15 protein-coding genes are annotated in these 17761 nt (G+C 43.9%); 8 read left to right on the forward strand and 7 right to left on the reverse strand.

Annotated elements, in window-relative coordinates; translation table 11 throughout:
• Positions 1-223: 223 nt before the first annotated feature.
• The 5 genes from NQ544_RS02100 to NQ544_RS02120 all read left to right on the forward strand — a co-directional run bounded on the left by NQ544_RS02100 (position 224) and on the right by NQ544_RS02120 (position 3952).
• On the forward strand, positions 224-874 hold the full coding sequence (locus NQ544_RS02100; RefSeq protein ID WP_006846432.1) for a DUF8491 family protein: 651 nt from the start codon (positions 224-226) through the stop codon (positions 872-874).
• A gap of 87 nt (positions 875-961) precedes the next feature.
• Positions 962-1255, forward strand: a complete 294-nt coding sequence (locus NQ544_RS02105) for a coiled-coil domain-containing protein (protein WP_006846433.1) — start codon at positions 962-964, stop codon at positions 1253-1255.
• Positions 1256-1266: 11 nt separating this feature from the next.
• A complete protein-coding gene (locus NQ544_RS02110) occupies positions 1267-1566 on the forward strand; it encodes a cell division protein ZapA (protein WP_006846434.1) in 300 nt (99 codons plus the stop codon).
• Positions 1567-1600: 34 nt separating this feature from the next.
• Positions 1601-3136, forward strand: a complete 1536-nt coding sequence (gene rny / locus NQ544_RS02115; RefSeq protein ID WP_006846435.1) for a ribonuclease Y — start codon at positions 1601-1603, stop codon at positions 3134-3136.
• Positions 3137-3190: 54 nt separating this feature from the next.
• A complete protein-coding gene (locus NQ544_RS02120; RefSeq protein ID WP_006846436.1) occupies positions 3191-3952 on the forward strand; it encodes a tRNA 2-thiocytidine biosynthesis TtcA family protein in 762 nt (253 codons plus the stop codon).
• Positions 3953-4154: 202 nt separating this feature from the next.
• Here the strand turns inward: NQ544_RS02120 and NQ544_RS02125 are convergent, their stop codons facing one another.
• Both NQ544_RS02125 and NQ544_RS02130 read right to left on the reverse strand, forming a co-directional pair.
• Positions 4155-5363: a cytochrome c biogenesis protein CcsA gene (locus NQ544_RS02125; protein WP_006846392.1), complete on the reverse strand. Its 1209-nt coding sequence runs from the start codon at positions 5361-5363 to the stop codon at positions 4155-4157.
• Between the two features lie 41 nt (positions 5364-5404).
• Positions 5405-5719: a hypothetical protein gene (locus NQ544_RS02130; RefSeq protein WP_006846391.1), complete on the reverse strand. Its 315-nt coding sequence runs from the start codon at positions 5717-5719 to the stop codon at positions 5405-5407.
• Between the two features lie 134 nt (positions 5720-5853).
• Between NQ544_RS02130 and NQ544_RS02135 the strand changes: the two genes are divergently transcribed.
• Positions 5854-6810, forward strand: a complete 957-nt coding sequence (locus NQ544_RS02135) for a LuxR C-terminal-related transcriptional regulator (RefSeq protein ID WP_006846389.1) — start codon at positions 5854-5856, stop codon at positions 6808-6810.
• 131 nt (positions 6811-6941) lie between these two features.
• Here the strand turns inward: NQ544_RS02135 and NQ544_RS02140 are convergent, their stop codons facing one another.
• The 5 genes from NQ544_RS02140 to NQ544_RS02160 all read right to left on the reverse strand — a co-directional run bounded on the left by NQ544_RS02140 (position 6942) and on the right by NQ544_RS02160 (position 13178).
• Positions 6942-7571, reverse strand: a complete 630-nt coding sequence (locus tag NQ544_RS02140; RefSeq protein WP_006846388.1) for a response regulator transcription factor — start codon at positions 7569-7571, stop codon at positions 6942-6944.
• Between the two features lie 53 nt (positions 7572-7624).
• Positions 7625-8890 (reverse strand): phospholipase D-like domain-containing protein, encoded by a 1266-nt coding sequence (locus NQ544_RS02145; RefSeq protein WP_040552494.1) that lies wholly within the window; start codon positions 8888-8890, stop codon positions 7625-7627.
• 60 nt (positions 8891-8950) lie between these two features.
• Positions 8951-9931: a KpsF/GutQ family sugar-phosphate isomerase gene (locus tag NQ544_RS02150; RefSeq protein WP_006846386.1), complete on the reverse strand. Its 981-nt coding sequence runs from the start codon at positions 9929-9931 to the stop codon at positions 8951-8953.
• 61 nt (positions 9932-9992) lie between these two features.
• On the reverse strand, positions 9993-10742 hold the full coding sequence (gene kdsA / locus NQ544_RS02155) for a 3-deoxy-8-phosphooctulonate synthase (RefSeq protein WP_006846385.1): 750 nt from the start codon (positions 10740-10742) through the stop codon (positions 9993-9995).
• Positions 10743-10817: 75 nt separating this feature from the next.
• Positions 10818-13178: a mechanosensitive ion channel family protein gene (locus NQ544_RS02160; RefSeq protein ID WP_040552492.1), complete on the reverse strand. Its 2361-nt coding sequence runs from the start codon at positions 13176-13178 to the stop codon at positions 10818-10820.
• Positions 13179-13354: 176 nt separating this feature from the next.
• On the opposite strand from NQ544_RS02160, the gene NQ544_RS02165 reads away from it, so the two are divergent.
• Positions 13355-14305 carry a hypothetical protein gene (locus NQ544_RS02165; RefSeq protein ID WP_006846383.1) on the forward strand — a complete coding sequence of 317 codons (951 nt, stop codon included), beginning with the start codon at positions 13355-13357 and terminating at the stop codon, positions 14303-14305.
• A 289-nt stretch (positions 14306-14594) separates the two neighbouring features.
• Positions 14595-17759 (forward strand): SusC/RagA family TonB-linked outer membrane protein, encoded by a 3165-nt coding sequence (locus NQ544_RS02170; RefSeq protein WP_006846382.1) that lies wholly within the window; start codon positions 14595-14597, stop codon positions 17757-17759.
• Positions 17760-17761: the final 2 nt, after the last annotated feature.

A 17761-nucleotide genomic window follows, 5' to 3' on the forward strand; every position in this document is an offset into this window, starting at 1 on the left:
TCTCTATTTCTAATATAATAAAGTTGAATAGTCTTATCTTAAAAACGTGGCAAAGTTACTAAAAAAAGTTGAATGAGTGAAATCATAAGCCATAAAAATGCATTTTTTGATAAAAAAAGCACCTTTTTATATAAAAAACGTCGCTTTGATTTGGGTATTTACTGATTTTATTGTATTTTTGCAGAACAATTTAAATAGATATAGAAAATAAAATAATAAAGGAATGGGAATTTTTGCTAAACTATTCGGTCGTAAAGACGACGATAAAAAGGTAGGTGGAATGGAAGATTACATGACTTTGGTCCGTGTATACTTTCAGGCTGCACTTGCTTCTCAGTTAGGTATCACCAATTTGGCCATGTTGCCAGACTTGCGTGTCTTCAAGACAAGTCTGCATGTTCCGACGGTCAACAACCGTCTGGGTATTGGCGAAAAGGCTCAGGTGAAAAAAATGATGAAGAATATCTATGATACGGATGATGCCTTCTTCAAGGAAATAGATTCCAGTATCCGTAAGAACTGCCACAAACTGCAGGATGTCAATGTATATCTCATCCAGTTCCAGAACTTCACTCAGGATCTGATGATGCTGATGGGCAACTTGATGAAGTTTAAGCTCCGTTTGCCTAGCTTCATGAAGAATTCACTTTACAAGCTGACTGCTAAAACTGTAGAAGATATCTTCACTAAGAATGATTTCTCTGATGCCAGTGTGCTGAAAACCGTGCTTCAGTTGCGCCAGTTCAACAAGCGCTTGGCGTTCAGCCAGCAATGGGTAACCGACTTTACCTTCCAGGTATTGATGCTTGCCAAAAAAGAGCCACGTCCATCAGATGAAGACGTAGAAAAGGCAAAGCAGAAGATGGGAAAGTAACAAATGTTGCGCCCAAAATGAAAAAATTAGCAGAATATTTGTTTTATTCAAATAATTCTCTTAAATTTGTAGCCAAAAATAATAGTCATGAGTGCAAATGAGAAAACAATTAATACGTTTGCCACAAGAGTAAGGCAGATGATTCTCAAGTTTGACGAGGTCAAGCAGGAGAATACTGAACTCTATGCGATGGTGGATGAGCGCGATGCCAAAATCAAGGCATTGGAGGAAAAGTTGGCTCAAGCGCAGAGTGATTACGACAGCTTGAAGATGGCGAAGATGATGACGATTTCTGACAATGATATGGAAGCTACTCAGAAGCGCATCGCCAAGCTCATAAGAGATGTCAATAAGTGTATCACACTATTGGGTGAAAAGTAAAAATCGGAACGATGGCAGAACAAGAACAAGATAAATTACTCATACGATTACACGTCTATGATACAGATCTTTCGGTAAGAATACCTAGGGAAGACGAGGAGTATTATCGTAAATCAGCTAAGCTGATAGATGATATTGTAAACTCATATGCCAAGATTTTCAAAGGCAGAAAGAGCGATAAGGAAATCCTGTATATGGCGCTCATTGATGTGGCATTGAGATATGAGAAGGAATCGGATCGGAATGATACGAAACCTTATGATGATATTCTTGAGAAGCTTACCTCCGAGATTGAAGACGCTTTGAAATAAGAATATTAATAAACATATATATAATATAATATCAATGATAGTAACTATTATAGCAGCCTTGGTGGCACTTGTTATCGGCGGTGCTGCTGGGTATTTCATTTTCCGTTATGTCATTAAGGGAAAATATAATGAAATGATAGAAGCTGCCAACAAAGAGGCAGAAGTAGTAAAAGAGAAGAAACTTTTGGAAGTGAAGGAGAAATTCCTTAACAAGAAGGCGGAACTCGAAAAAGAAGTGCAGCAGCGTAATTCTCGCATCCAGCAGAATGAGAATAAGCTGAAACAGCGCGAGATTTCTCTCAATCAGCGTCAGGAAGACCTCGGTCGACGCAAGATGGAGATTGATCAGTATCAGCAGCGTGTTGACAACGAGAAGAAACTCTTGTCTGTCAAGCAGCAGGAACTTGATAAGATGCAGAAACAGGAGCAGGCTAAACTGGAAGAACTTTCTGGTCTGAGTGCTGAAGAGGCTAAGCAGAGATTGATTGAGAGTCTGAAAGATCAGGCTAAACTCGATGCTGCAAGCTATGTGAACGAAATTATGGATGATGCCAAACTCAATGCTAACCAGCAGGCTAAGAAGATTGTGATTCAGACAATCCAGCGTGTTGCTACAGAAACAGCCATTGAGAACTCTGTTAGCGTTTTCCATATTGATAATGATGAGGTGAAGGGACGTATTATTGGTCGTGAAGGCCGTAATATCCGTGCTCTGGAAGCAGCAACTGGTGTAGAAATCGTTGTGGATGATACTCCTGAGGCAATCGTTATCTCAGCCTTCGACCCTGTTCGTCGTGAGGTTTGCCGTCTGGCTCTCCATCAGTTGGTTGCTGACGGCCGTATCCATCCAGCCCGTATTGAGGAGGTGGTAGCCAAGGTGAAGAAGCAGTTGGATAATGAAATTATCGAAACTGGTAAGCGTACAGTTATCGACCTCGGTATTCATGGTCTGCACCCAGAGTTGATTCGTATCATCGGTAAGATGAAGTACCGTTCTTCTTATGGTCAGAACCTCTTGCAGCATGCCCGTGAAACCGCTAACCTCTGTGCGGTTATGGCTTCTGAATTGGGATTGAATCCTAAGAAGGCTAAACGTGCCGGTCTTTTGCACGATATTGGTAAGGTGCCTGATGAGGAGAGTGAATTGCCACACGCATTGTATGGTGCCAAGATTGCAGAGAGGTATAAGGAAAAACCTGATATCTGCAATGCCATTGGTGCTCACCATGATGAGATGGAGATGAACACATTATTGGCTCCTATCGTACAGGTTTGTGATGCTATCTCTGGTGCTCGTCCTGGTGCCCGTCGTGAGATTGTAGAGGCTTACATCAAGCGTTTGAATGATCTCGAAGCTATCGCCATGAGTTATCCTGGCGTAACCAAGACTTACGCTATCCAGGCAGGTCGTGAACTCCGTGTCATCGTGGGTGCGGATAAGATGAACGATGAAGAGAGCATCAAGCTTTCTGATGAAATCGCAACCAAGATTCAGAATGAGATGACTTATCCTGGTCAGGTTAAGATTACTGTAATTCGTGAAACCCGAAGCGTAGCTTACGCTAAGTAAGATAGAATTATATTTGAAGTTTAAATTGTCGTTTCTCTTCTGCAAGGTAGAGAGATGTATCTTGATAAAGCCGTACTCTGGAAAAAGGGTGCGGCTTTTCTTTTCCCTTTTCAGAATATGATGAAAGCAGAACAGAAAGTATTAAAGCGATTCAATAAAGGATGTGTTGACTATCATCTTTTGCAGGATGGGGACCGTATTCTTATTGCCTTGAGTGGAGGCAAGGATTCATTGGAACTTGTCCGTTTGCTGGCTCAGCGTGCCCGTATCTATAAACCTCATATCGAGGTGGAGGCGGCGCATATCATCATGGATAACATTCCTTACGAGACCGACCGTTCTTATCTGCAGGATTTCTGTGCAGAGAATGGTATCAAGCTCCATATCCTTCATAGTTCGTTTGATGAATCCACAGATCCCCGTAAGACCCGTTGCTTCCTCTGTGCCTGGAACCGACGTAAGACGCTCTTCGAGTTTGCGGTAAGCCACGGGTTCAATAAGATAGCTCTGGGACATCACATGGATGATATCCTCGTTACCCTGCTGATGAATATCACCTTCGAGGGTTCTCATTCCACCATGCAGCCCAGTCTTCCTTTAAAACATTATCCCCTCACCATCATCCGTCCGCTCTGTCTGGTACATGAGGCGGATATCCGGCAGGTAGCAGAAGAGTTGCATTTCACTAAGCAGAAGGCGTTGTGCCCTTACGAAGAGACTACCCGCCGTGCGGATATGCAAGCCGTCTTCCATCATTTGGAGCAGTTGAACCCAGAGGCGCGCTATAGTCTTTGGCGCTCTGTCTTTATGGAATAAAATACTGAACTTTCGCATATCAGGAAGTTAAAGGAGTTAAGGAAGTTAAGGAGTTAAGACGTATGTCTTGCAGCTTAAAAAACTACGCCAAAAAGACTGTTGTCTTAACTCCTCAGCGACCGTAGGGAGCGATAACTCCTTTAACTCCTTTAACTTCTGAGCTTGCGAAACTTGAATAAAATATAGTAGAAAAAGCAATTTTTTATGCATACGAGTGCATTCCGGTAAGGAAGTAATTTACTCCGAAGTAGGTCATGGCGATACTCAGGAAGGCTAGGGTGATGTAGATGTGATATACCAGCGGCTTGCGGAAGACCGGTAGACTCTGCGTATGCACTACTACGGCATAAATCATGAAGGTGATGAGTGCCCATGTTTCCTTGCTGTCCCAACTCCAGTAATTACCCCAACTCACGTTTGCCCAGATGGCACCAATGAAGATGTCGAATCCCATCGTGGTGAGGGCAGGGTAGAGGAAGAGGTGACTTAAATCTCGCATCCTCTCTTGGCGAGAACGCCAGCAGATGCCCAGGATACCACAGAGACAGGTGAGTATCAGAAGTACATAACTCATCCTGATGACGCTGACGTGTAGACAGAAGTAAGGACTGTTTAGTATCGGTGCATGCTCACCAGTCGAAAAATCGATGTGGCTGAAATGATAAATCAGGAAGATGAATCCTATACCTACAAGACTGAATATAACTATTAAAAGATTTCTAAACTGTTGATAGGAACGCTTGAGCAACTTCCTGTATCCCCCCTTCTTATCGAAGAGTATCCAAACTAACGAAGCGAAAAGTAGGAAATAACCACAATAGGTTACGGGAATACCAAACGGGTCGGAATTGATGGCTAGAACGCTTCCCATCCCATCCTCATCGTAGGATGCCTGATAGAACCGGTAGGAACCATGGGTATAGATTTTATTGAGCGATACCTTAGCCTCCTCCATCTCGTAATGATCCGTCACCAGAAACTGAGAGGAATAATCCCGCACAACATTTGTGCCCTCATACAGATGGATGTAAAACTTCTGAAGACTCAGGGTAAAAGGAAGTTTTTTCTGCTGGATTCCCTCTGCCGGATTGTTGGAAAAATAAATATCCGATGGTTCTCCGATGCGCAGATGCATCATTCCCTGTTTGCCGTTGACATGTGTGATGAAGGCACCTACAAGGATGATAACGAAGGAAAGATGGAGCGCCCAGGTAGAAACTGCCTTCACCTTCCGCTGGATGAGATAGAAAATGCCCAGGGCGGCTAGTGCTGCCCAAATCAGGATAAACCACCAGGCGCCATAATAGTGGACATGCGCATAATCCGTGCCTTCTGTTTTCTCTACAATGCTGGCAGCTGCCATGCATACGAGAATCAGTATGTAGAGAATGAATAATATCTTTTTAATCATTGTTCGTTTCGAAATCTTTCTAGTGTAATCTTGCTGCAAAATTACGTTATAATTCTGAGATAAGCAAACTTATCAAGATATTTTTTAGTCATATATTTTAAAACAGCCAGGTATCTGGATAAGGTACCTGGCTGCCCAACGATGTCCTCACTAGGGATGGCATCAATCAGACCTGTACCGCCAATGCCGATGGTAGATTCCAGGCGAACGGCATAGTTGCTAGGAACAGGATCGGTATTGCATGCCGACTGTGGAATGGTAATCTCAGGATAAATCAAATCAAACTTTTCGCCATCAGGGAACTGCATGGATGGTATCTCTTCTGTTTCCAACTTGTTGACGTGCTCCCAACTCATATTGATTTTGCTCTCATCGCATCCCCATTTTTAGGTATTGCGAGTTTTGAAACTTTTTTGTATATTTGCAACCGAAATAGAAACATTATGAATGTTCTTGATACAAGGATGTTTTCATTTAAGGATAAAGAAAGATGAAAAATCAGAAGATGTATGAAGCTGATGACAAGATGATCAGCATCATTAGAGACAATTATAACATTTTACAGAGCCTCGGCAGCTTCGGCATCAACCTGGGCTTTGGTGATAAAACTGTGCGCGAAGTTTGCGAAGAACAGCAGGTGGATACCTATACTTTCTTGGCTGTGGTCAATTATACCATCAATGGTTATAAAGAGTATGACAATGCCGACCGTTTGTCGTTACCGACCCTTTTGCATTATCTCAAGGCATCCCATGTCTATTATATTGATTTCCAGTTGCCTTTCATCCGTAAGGAACTCGTTGAGGCTTTGGATGAAACAGATAATCTGGCACGTCTTATCCTCAAACTTTATGATGATTATGCCCATAGTATAACCAATCATATGCGGTATGAAGAAAAGATGGTATTCCCTTATGTTCAGGCACTTATAGATGGTAATGCCAATGCAAGCTTTGATATAGAAACCTTCTCGAAGCACCATGCTCAGGTAGATATGAAGTTAAAGGAACTCAAGAGTATCATTATCAAGTATTTGCCTTCTGATGGCTTGCATAATAATCAGCTCAGCGCCACTCTTTATGATATATATAATAATGAGGAATGGCTGAAACATCATTCTGAGGTTGAGGAAGAAATCTTTATTCCTGCAGTAAGAAATGCAGAGCGTAAACTGAAGCAGAACGATGTGAGTGCCAAGATTTCGAGCATGATTAATCAGACTCCGATGAGTGACGAACAGTTGAGCGACCGTGAGAAAGATGTGATAGTTGCTTTGGTTCAGGGAATGACCAACAAGGAGATTGCTGACCACCTGTTTATCTCTATCAATACGGTTATTACGCATCGCAGAAACATCGCCCGAAAGCTTCAGATTCACTCTCCTGCAGGTCTTACAATTTATGCCATCGTGAACAATTTGGTTGATATTTCTTCTGTAAAGCTGTAGTTTATCTGTGGAATATCGTTTAAATAATGTTATTTTTCCTAAAATGATAGCGCCTTCCTCTCACATGAGGGGAAGGCGCTATCATTATATTTAGGTATGTGATGATTCTGCATCACTATTTATGGTGAAGGCTAGATCATATTGATGTCAACAAAACCATGCATCACAGCATAAATGGTGAGTGAAGACACACTTTTTAATCCCAATTTTTCCTGTATTTTCTTGCGATGGGTAATCACTGTAGTCAGTCCGATACAGAGTTGGTCGGCTATCTCTTTGTTGATTTTCCCTTGTGCTACCAGAGATAATACCTCTATTTCTCTATCCGACAGAACTTTTTCCTGAGTGACAGGGGGCATGGCAGGGATATGTTCGCCATGAGGATGACCGGAATGCTGCAGGTTGAGAAGATCTTTTATCAGGTATCCTTCTGGTACATTGACGCAGAGACAATGAAATTCTGCAAGTTGCGAATTGGGATCGTTGCTGGGTGTTAGAACGATCACGTGGCGGTTCCTGTTGCCCTGTGTGAAGAAGTAACGGTGTTCCAGTACAATGTGCATAGATACAAAGCTATGAACAAAGTGGTCTGGATTGTTTGCCTCGTACTGACGGAACGAACCGAAGGTCGAGATTTTCATCATGGGCATCACCGACTCAAGCAGTTGTCTGAGTCCCATTGCGGCGAGTGTATTACTCTCTACTATTGCCATTTCCGGCATCTGTTTGCCAGCCATGGCTTTCATCATTTCTTCATTCATCTCTGTTTATTTTATTTCTGCTAGTGAAGTTGGGTTATACTTATATCTTGTTTTTACAAGAATGGAGTGAGTACCTTTGCGGCAAACCATCCTTTGAATCTTTGCCAGCCTGTACGCCACTCTCTCCAGTTCTTCTCATTGAGTAAGAAACTGTCTTTCTTTTCCCCATCAAAGAGCTGTACCAGTTGTTGGGTAGTGCAAGAATCCACAATCACTGCATTCTCTTCATAGTCCCAGCGCAGGCTTCGGGCATTGAGATTGGCACTGCCAACGGTACAGAACTTGCCGTCTACCATGATAATCTTGGTATGGTGGAAGCCCCGTGTGTACATCCAAACATTGCATCCTGCCTTCATCAGTTTGTGGGCATTATAGAAACCGCAGTCAGGAGTCAGCGGAATATCGCTCTTGGTAGAGAGCATGATTTCTACTTTCACTCCTCTTTTCACAGCATTCTTCAATGCCTTTTTGAGTTTATGACTCAAGGTGAAGTAGGGGCTGATAATCTTGATGCTGTCCTGTGCATCATTGATGGCATTCACATAGAAATATCGGATGATATCCTTTGTAATATGCGGTTCGCGGTTGATGATGCCGACCATCTTTCTGTAGGCTGTTGCTGTTGTATCTGGCTTGAGATTCTCTACCAGATAATCCTTCTTCTTATATCTCCAGAACTCAGTGCTGTGCACATTCTGTCCGCTCACCTTATTCCACATTTTGAGGAATATCTTCTGCAGGGTATTCACCTCGCTTCCGTCGATGCGGCAGTGCATATCGTGCCATTCACCTACTACCTCAGTACCTTTTATATAATAGTCGGCAACGTTCATACCGCCTGTGTAGGCAATCTGTCCGTCAATGATTACAATTTTGCGGTGATCACGATTGAAAATTGCATGTACCCATGGAAACTTCAGGGGCTTATATTCATAAATCTCTATGCCGTTGGCACGGATTTTCTTGAGATGTCTCTTTCGCAGAGGCTTATTGTTGGAAGAGTTTCCGAAACCATCATATAAGGCTCTCACCTTCACACCCTCCTTGACTTTCTGAGCTAGCAGGTCGAAGAGGAGGGAGGCGATGCTGTCGTTGCGAAAGTTGAAGTATTCCAGATGTACACTATGTTTAGCCTGTCGGATTGCCTGGAACATATCATCAAACTTTTCCTGACCGTTCATCAGTAGGGTTACTGAATTATCGTGAGAAAAGCTGACACCTTTCCCACGAAGCTGATTTACGATCAGTGAATCGCTGGTCTGTGCGCTGCACAGCGAACAAGACAGCCATAATGTTGCTATTAATAAAAAATATCTCATCTTATCTATAACCGTGTTATCTATAAATCCGTGTAATCTGTGTTATCCGTGCCTAAAAAATTATACCATGCAGGCATAGTGATCTACAATGCCCTTCAGATGATTATCCTTGTCTACAACCAGTACCGTATGCACCTTATACTTGTGCATGATGCGCTGAATCTCCGAAATCTTCGTCTTCGGAGTTACCATTTTCGGAGTGGTGGTCATGATGTCGCTTACAGTCTTGTTGAAGAATTCAGCCTGCCATTTCTCCATGGCGCGTCGGATATCACCATCGGTAATAAGTCCGATAACGTGGTTGTCTTCATCCAATGAGATACCCAATCCCAGTTTGCCCTTGCTTACGTGGATGATAGCCTCGCCCAGGTGCATTTCCTTAGGAATGATAGGCATATCATCGCTGCGCATCACATCTTCTGCAGTGGTCAGCAGTCGTTTGCCTAATTCTCCACCAGGATGGAACTGTGCAAAGTCACGAGGCTTGAAGTGGCGTACCTGCATCAGGGCGATAGCCAGTGCATCACCCATAGCCAATGCTGCAGTAGTACTGCTGGTAGGGGCGAGGTTCAGCGGACAAGCCTCCTTCTTTACCTTTACGGTGATATGGTGGTTGGAGTATTTTGCCAGCAGGGAATCTGGATTTCCGGTGATGGAAATGATAGGAACATTCATGTGGAGTACCATCGGGATGAAACGGAGCAGTTCATCGGTCTGACCGCTGTTACTCAGTGCCAGAACCACATCCTTGTCGGTCATCACACCTAAATCGCCGTGATAGACATCCAGTGGATTGATGTAGAAGGCTGGTGTGCCTGTAGAGGCAAGTGTAGCGGCAATCTTGGCACCTACGTGTCCACTCTTGCCCACACCTGTTACGATAATCTTGCCTTGGCAATGATACATCATGTCTACTGCTTTCTCAAAGTTGTCGTCCAGATAAGGTATCTGGTCGAGGATGGCCTGCGCCTCGTCTCTAAGAGCCTGTTCGCCATAACCGCGAACAATCTTATCATCTATTTTGCTATTTTTATCGGTCATTTCTAAATCATTTGAATTGGCTTTCCCTTCGGACGCCGAACGTTGTTTCTTCGTTCTTCACTTACAGGAGTTCTTCTATAAGTGATTCCAACTTGTTTAATTCCAGCATATTGGCTGCATCGCTCTTGCCCTGGTCTGGGTCTGGATGTACTTCAAAGAAGTAGCCGGTAGCTCCGAAAGCTTTAGCCGCCTTTGCCATTGCTGGAACGAATTTACGGTCGCCTACGGTCTTGCCGTCACCTGCACTCGGGCGCTGAACGCTATGGGTACAGTCCATGATGACATTTGGCACAATCTCCTTCATGTCAGGGATGTTTCTGAAATCTACCACGAGATTGTTATAGCCGAAACAGTTGCCGCGTTCTGTGAGCCAAACTTCCTTGGCACCGCTCTCCAATGCTTTTTCTACAGGATATTTCATATCTCTTCCGCTCAGGAACTGTGCCTTCTTGATGTTGACGATTTTGCCAGTCTTGGCTGCAGAAACCAGAAGGTCGGTCTGACGGCAGAGGAAGGCTGGAATCTGGAGAATATCACATACTTCGCCTGCTGCTGAAGCCTGATAACTCTCATGAATATCTGTTGTAACCTGAAGGTTGTACTTCTCTCTGATATCTCCCAGCATCTGGAGTCCTTTCTCCAGTCCTGGACCACGGAAAGAGTGGATGCTGGTACGGTTGGCTTTGTCGAATGAAGCCTTGAATATGATTTGGGTTCCTAACTTTTTGTTGATGCGGACGAGTTCCTGAGCTACTGTTTCCAATAGTTCCATTGACTCGATGACGCAAGGACCTGCTATGAATGTTGCCATATTTTTTATAGTTTATAGTTTATAGTTTACAGTTAATAGGGAGTTAACCTGCTATTAACAGTAAACTACAAACTGTTAATTATTAACTTGTTTAATTGTAATTTCACGCTGTGGGAACGGAATCTCGATGTTGTGATCGTTGAGCGTATCGTAGATGCACTCCATGATGGTGGCATCATCGATGGCTTGGGTAAGCACGTTCACCCATACAACAATCTTGAGGGTGATGCAGCTGTCATCGAAACTCTTCAGTAACACCTTCACACCTTTGTCCTGATAGATACAGTCCAGTTTCATCAGGGCATCAATCAGAATCTGTTTCACTTCCTTCACATTGCTGCCATAAGCAATACCTACCTCCAGAATATCCAGCTCATAACCATGATTCTTGGTCATGTTCTTGTAGTTCTTCGAGAAGAGCTGCGAGTTCTGGAAGGCTATGACCGAACCGTCGGTAGCCTCCAGCATCGTAGAGGTATAACTGATACTGCTCACCTTACCACGGGTGCCGTCACAGATAATATAGTCACCCACCTTCACACGGCCCATCATCAGAGAGATGCCGTAGTAGATGTTCTCGAGAATATCCTTTGATGCAAAACCCAGACCGGTTGATAAACCGGCAAAGATAGCTAGCAGCCATGATTTACCAACCTGGAATACGTTCAGGGCTATCATCAGCCAGATACCCCAGATAATCACCTGCATCACGTTCTTGAACATCACAATCTTTGAAGCAGCCGACGCCGGGTCTGCCTTCTCGAAGTGATGACGCATGAAATCTACAGAAGTAATGTTGATGTAGTTGAACAGGAAGTACAGACAAGCTACCTCTGAAATACTGAGAAGCGATGCAGTGAAGTTGCTGGTCTTGATATAATCCTTGTTGAATATCTCCCATGTCGTATCACTCATGTTGAATACATCTGCAGCCCAATAGATAGAGATGATGAACGAGAGCACGCCTGAAATAGGGAGCAATACCTTGTAGATAAAGCGGTACAGCCATTTGTCGGTAATCGCCTTGTCAGCCAACTTCTTACGCTTGGCATATACGCTGAGCCATCCTTCGCAACAGGTGATGGTAAGCACGCAGGTAAGCTGCATGGTCCACCAGATGATAAACTGGACGGCAAGCAGTGTGAAACCTGTCCAGGCAAAAATGGTACTTACTCCGAATACGGCAAGCGATATGAATGCGTATGTCTTGTCGGTACGCAACACCTGATTGTGCTTTCTGCCAATCACATTCCACTGCCAGAGAGCGCAGAGCAGAAGGACTGGTGGAAAGATGAGATTTACAAGGCCGTTTGGTATCAGGATGATACGGAACACGATAACGATGAAACCTACCAGCATCAATGGCGAATAGATACGGAAGGTATTCTTGATCTTATCGTTGTCTACACGTAGCAGGATAGATACCAGAATGACGCCAACCAGCCAGGAATATTCTACCAGCAGCTGGCTTGCCATAATCACGAAGTTCTGGGTAACCGCCATTCTTATGATACCCAGGATGAATGCGAAGGTTACTACCGTCATCGCCATGATAAGGCATGGTCGTTTTGCCATAAAACTTTCCTTTCTGTTCTCGAACATACCATGCTTCATGAGTTGGGTAATCACGATGCGGATGGTAAAGAGATTGAGGAAGATGGAGATGAGTCCCCAGAAGATGATGATACTAAAGAGGATGAAGATGATACGTACATCCCATTGCGACATCATGCCCGGAACGGGCTTGTATTTCTCGGTTACAGACGTCTTCGCCTCCTTATAGTTCATGCTGAAGTTACGGAGTATGCGCAGATAGTTGTCGCCTCCATTATTGAAGATGCTGTTCTGGATATCTTCGTATCTGCGGTTGGCATAGTCGTTGAGTGCCTGTAACTTACGGTCGGTTCGGTCGTAAGCCTGCACATAGGCTTGCAACTGTTTCTGTTTCTCTACCAGCTGGCGGCGGATATTGACAGCCAGAGTCAGGTCAACGTTTCGGTTCACCTGTGCTTCTTCGCTGAGAAACATGGTGTTCATGCCGTAGAGATAGTTGATGAGCGAATCGAAACGAGCCACCTCAACATTGTTCTTCTTGATCATCTGGCGGAAAGGAACAGCCTTCGTCTTAAACTTCTTAAACTGCTCTGTAGCCTCATGACAGGCATACGTCATGTCGAAAATATACCCATTGCGCTGCGAATAGAGCATGATGGAGTTCTGGTCAGCCTGTTTCACAATACTGATGAGTTCCTGAATCACAGCCAACTGTTGAGCCTTGGCAGCTTGGTTCTGTTTCTCCAAGTCTATGTGATAGTTGGTCAATTCTGTACGCAGCATATAGAGCGTTGTGTCCAGGTTGGCTTCCTTGAGCACTGCGTTGCTTGGCAGCACGAATGCCACCATCAGCAGAATTATGATGTATAGTCTCTTCTTCATATTTAGTAAATTTGACTGCAAAGTTATTAATAATTCGTGAAAAAGCAAAGAGAAAATCGCCTTTTTTGATATATTAGCACCTTTACGTTCGATTTTTAGGGTTATCTTTTGCATTTTTCATATAAATTGATTACATTTGCAACGTCAAAGGATACGTTAATTAATCAGATAAGAATATGAAGATACTCATAGCAGATAGTGGCAGTACCAAGACCGATTGGGCTCTGGTTGATGAACAGGGTAACGTGATGGTTACCTCTAAGACGCAGGGCATCAGTCCGATTCATCAGAGTGATGCCGAGATATTGGATGTATTGTGTAAGGAACTTGTTCTGTCAGAGCAGCCTCAGGAGGTTTTCTTTTATGGCAGTGGAGTAACCGAGGCGATGAAGTCTCGCATGAAATCACTCTTGCAGCAGTCTTTTCCCGAAGCCAAGGTTGAGGCAGAAGGTGATATGCTGGGAGCAGCCCGTGCCCTCTTTGGCAAGAAACCGGGTATCGCTTGTATTTTGGGAACCGGTGCCAACAGTTGTCTTTACGATGGAGAGAAGATTGTGATGAACACGCCTCCGTTGGGATATATCCTGGGCGATGAGGGTAGTGGGGCAGTAATCGGCAAACTTTTCCTTAATGGTATCTTCAAGGGCACTTTGCCTGTATCGCTAAAGAATAAATATCTTGCCTGGTCGGGCTTGGATTATCCTACTATTATTAATAAGGTGTACAGACAGCCGCTTGCCAATCGCTTTCTGGCTTCCATCTGTCCTTTTATCTCAGAACAGATAGCAGAAGGTGAGAAACACGAGAACGGGACTGACGAACTGAATGAAGCGATGTCTCTCTATCGTATGATACTGGAGAGTTTCAATCAGTTCTACGCAAAGAATCTCACACCTTATATTAAATATGTCAAGGCGAGCACCGAGGATATTAGCCAGTTGGAGCCAGGCATGAAGGCATGGCATTCATCCTTGGAAGAAGAAATCCCGATGCTTGGTTTTGTTGGAAGCATAGCTCATTACTTTGAATCACCTTTGAGAAATGTGATGGAGGATGAGTTTCATCTCAAGATTTCCCAGATTTTGAAAGCCCCGATGCCGGGGTTGATAAAATATCATATTAATTAAACTATTTTTGCACCAAAATGTATTTTATGCTATATTTTGGTGCTTTTTCGTTAAAAAATGTAGGTTGCGCAACATTTTATACGTAATTGATTAACCAAAACATACCCCATTGTGTCTGTTTTTTATCTATCTTTGCCCCCGAAAAGTAAATGTAAACAACGATAAATCGAGGCAATCCTCATAACCGAGGCTTATACCTTATTTATATAAAGGCAATATTCGACCTATGTTACATAGGCCCTATATTACACCTAGAAGCAACAATTATTAATTTAAACCTAAAGTAATTATGAGAAAAACATCTCAGAAATTCTCGCAGAGCCACATGCTCTGCAAAGTTGCTCTGGTAGCCATCATGTTGGTGTTCCAGGCAATGTTAGGAATCGGAGCGGGTGTCCTCAATGCTCAGACGGTTAAGGGTACTGTCATCTCTGGCAGTGACAATGAACCATTGATTGGTGCAAGTGTCATGGTGCAGGGTACAAAGACGGGTGCCGTTACTGACCTGGATGGTAACTTTACCATTGAAGCAAAGAATGGACAAACACTCGAAGTTTCGTATCTGGGCTTTATCACCCAAAAGATTAAAGTTACAGGTTCGACAATCAACGTAACCTTAAATGAAGACAAGCAGTCACTTGATGAAGTTGTCGTAGTAGGTTACGGTGTTCAGAAGAAAAAGCTGGTGACGGGTGCTACCGTTCAGTTGAAGGGTGACGACATTGCCAAGCTTAACACCACCAACCCTCTTTCTGCCATGCAGGGACAGACACCTGGTGTTAACATCGTTTCTACTTCTGGTCAGCCAGGTGCAGCCATGAGTGTTACCATTCGTGGTTTGGGTACCGTAGGAAACTCTCAGCCTCTTTACTTGATTGATGGTGTGGGTGGTGATATCACAACCTTGAACCCTGCCGACATCGAGAGCATCGACGTATTGAAGGATGCTGCTTCTGCTGCTATCTATGGTGCACAGGCTGCCAATGGTGTAGTCCTTGTTACAACCAAGAGCGGTAAGGAAGGTTCTTCCAAAATTACATACGATGGATATGTAGGTTGGCAGACTCTGGGGCGCAAGTTTGAAATGCTCAATTCCAGCCAGTATATGCAGATTATGGATGAGGCTTTGCTGAATTCATATATGTCGCCTATCGACTGGACTTCTCTCAGTGCTATCCGTGATGCAAATGGTAATGTTTATAATACAGACTGGATTGACCAGGCTGTAGACAATGGTGCCTTGACCACTAGCCACAGTCTGGCTTTTACCGGTGGTAGCAAGACTTCAACTTATTCTATTTCTGGTGGTTATACCGGACAGGACGGTCTTATTGGCGGTTCTGACATTTCTTATTATAAAAGGTATAACCTTCGTGTCAATTCTGAACATAAGATGTGGAATGGATTGGTAACTATTGGTGAGCACGTAGGTTTTGTTTATAAGGATAGCCGTGGCATGGGTACCGGCAATATCTATAACAACAACCTCCGCAGTGCGTTCTCTACTTCTCCACTGGTTCCTGTTTATGACGCAGATGGTAACTATTATTCTACCGTTGATTCAGACTGGAACAAGAATGATGGTAACCCTTATGGTACCATGATGATGAATCGCTACAACCAGAGCAAGAGTACTTCGGTTGATGCGAATGTATATGTGCAGATTGAACCTGTCAAGAACTTGAAGTTCAAGACAGTATTCGGCTTGAACTATGGTGGTTCTAACTATCGTTCATTTACTCCTATTTACAAGTTTACTCCTCAGAGCGGTAATGGTATCACCAAGGTGAACCAGAGCAATGGCAATGGTACTTCTCTTGTCTGGACCAATACCCTGACTTACGATTTCGATATCAAGGAGCACCATATCAGTGCTTTGTTAGGTAGTGAGACTACTAAGTATGATGGTGAGTCAACAGGCAGTTATGGTGTTAACTTGACTGCTGGCTTTGATGACTGGGAGCATGCCTATGTAGAGAATACAGAGAAGGGACATGCTGACCGTAAGGTAAGTGGTGGTCCTTACGATGCTACCCGTGGTCAGTCTTTCTTCGCCCGTTTGGGTTGGTCTTGGAAGGATCGCTATATGGTGAATGCTACCATGCGTGCCGATGGTTCTTCTAAGTTTGCCAAGGGACATCGTTGGGGTTATTTCCCATCAGTTTCTGCCGGTTGGACTTTGACTGAGGAAGATTTCATGAAGTCTTCTGCTTCCTGGTTGGATTTCCTGAAGCTCCGTCTCTCTTGGGGTCAGGTTGGTAATGCTAATATCAACTGCTATCAGTATCTGGCTCCTGTTACCACATCAAATACCAACTACAACTTCGGTGCTACAGGTGGTACCGATGCTTGGGTGATGGGTGCTTATACAGAGCGTCTGGCTAATGAGAAGGTGAAGTGGGAGACTTCAGAGCAGTATAACGTTGGTTTGGATGCCCGTTTCCTCCGTCAGCGTCTTTCCTTGACTCTCGATGGTTATATCAAGAGCACTAAGGATTGGTTGGTTCAGGCTCCTATCCTGGCTACAGCTGGTACCGGTGGTCCTGTCATCAATGGTGGTGATGTGAAGAACAAGGGTATCGAGGTTGGACTTTCATGGAATGACCAGATTGGCAAGGACTTTGTTTATAGTGTAGGTGCCAACTTCGCTTATAACCACAATGAAGTAGGTAATATTCCTACATTGGATGGTATCATCCATGGTGCTACCAACCAGATTTATCAGAATGCTGAGGAATTCTATCGTGCGGAGAATGGTCATGCAATCGGTTACTTCTGGGGTTACAAGACTGCGGGACTCTTCCAGAACCAGAAGGAAATCAATGATTGGATAGCTGCCGGTAACGGTATTTATCAGGCAGATGTGAAGCCTGGTGATGTAAAGTATGTTGATGTGAATCATGATGGTGTTATCAATGCCAGCGATAAGGTTGACTTGGGAAATGGTCTTCCTAAGTATACTTTCGGTTTCAATTTCAGCCTGGCATGGAAGGGCTTTGACCTGAGTGCTAACTTCACAGGTGCAGCCGGTTTCCAGATTGCACAGTCTTACCGTGATCCTAGCTCATCTCAGGCTAACTACAGCCGCAGAATCTTGAAGCGCTGGACAGGTGAGGGGACAAGCAATGAGATTCCTCGTGTTACCTACGGAGATGTTGGTAACTGGTTGTTCTCAGACCTCTATTTGCAGGATGGTGACTATATCCGCTTGCAGAACCTTACCATGGGCTACGATTTCAAGAAGCTCATCTCTTGGAAGGGACTCTCTAAGATGCGCCTCTATTTCCAGGTGCAGAATCTCTTTACTTTGACCAAGTATGATGGTATGGATCCGGAAATCGGTTCATTCAACGGTACAGATGGTAACAGCAGCGATTCCTGGGTATCAGGAGTTGATATGGGTTACTATCCACATCCTCGTACTTTCATCGTTGGTTTAAATCTTGCATTCTAACT

Source organism: Segatella copri DSM 18205 (genome assembly GCF_025151535.1).
Taxonomy (GTDB): domain Bacteria; phylum Bacteroidota; class Bacteroidia; order Bacteroidales; family Bacteroidaceae; genus Prevotella; species Prevotella copri.

What these genes read in the sequence shown, in the direction of transcription:
- NQ544_RS02100 (WP_006846432.1), top strand. Translation starts at nt 224, where the DNA reads ATGGGAATTTTTGCTAAACTATTCGGTCGTAAAGACGACGATAAAAAG.
- NQ544_RS02105 (WP_006846433.1), top strand. Translation starts at nt 962, where the DNA reads ATGAGTGCAAATGAGAAAACAATTAATACGTTTGCCACAAGAGTAAGG.
- NQ544_RS02110 (WP_006846434.1), top strand. Translation starts at nt 1,267, where the DNA reads ATGGCAGAACAAGAACAAGATAAATTACTCATACGATTACACGTCTAT.
- rny (WP_006846435.1), top strand. Translation starts at nt 1,601, where the DNA reads ATGATAGTAACTATTATAGCAGCCTTGGTGGCACTTGTTATCGGCGGT.
- NQ544_RS02120 (WP_006846436.1), top strand. Translation starts at nt 3,191, where the DNA reads ATGTATCTTGATAAAGCCGTACTCTGGAAAAAGGGTGCGGCTTTTCTT.
- NQ544_RS02125 (WP_006846392.1), bottom strand. Translation starts at nt 5,363, where the DNA reads ATGATTAAAAAGATATTATTCATTCTCTACATACTGATTCTCGTATGC.
- NQ544_RS02130 (WP_006846391.1), bottom strand. Translation starts at nt 5,719, where the DNA reads ATGAGTTGGGAGCACGTCAACAAGTTGGAAACAGAAGAGATACCATCC.
- NQ544_RS02135 (WP_006846389.1), top strand. Translation starts at nt 5,854, where the DNA reads ATGAAAAATCAGAAGATGTATGAAGCTGATGACAAGATGATCAGCATC.
- NQ544_RS02140 (WP_006846388.1), bottom strand. Translation starts at nt 7,571, where the DNA reads ATGAATGAAGAAATGATGAAAGCCATGGCTGGCAAACAGATGCCGGAA.
- NQ544_RS02145 (WP_040552494.1), bottom strand. Translation starts at nt 8,890, where the DNA reads ATGAGATATTTTTTATTAATAGCAACATTATGGCTGTCTTGTTCGCTG.
- NQ544_RS02150 (WP_006846386.1), bottom strand. Translation starts at nt 9,931, where the DNA reads ATGACCGATAAAAATAGCAAAATAGATGATAAGATTGTTCGCGGTTAT.
- kdsA (WP_006846385.1), bottom strand. Translation starts at nt 10,742, where the DNA reads ATGGCAACATTCATAGCAGGTCCTTGCGTCATCGAGTCAATGGAACTA.
- NQ544_RS02160 (WP_040552492.1), bottom strand. Translation starts at nt 13,178, where the DNA reads ATGAAGAAGAGACTATACATCATAATTCTGCTGATGGTGGCATTCGTG.
- NQ544_RS02165 (WP_006846383.1), top strand. Translation starts at nt 13,355, where the DNA reads ATGAAGATACTCATAGCAGATAGTGGCAGTACCAAGACCGATTGGGCT.
- NQ544_RS02170 (WP_006846382.1), top strand. Translation starts at nt 14,595, where the DNA reads ATGAGAAAAACATCTCAGAAATTCTCGCAGAGCCACATGCTCTGCAAA.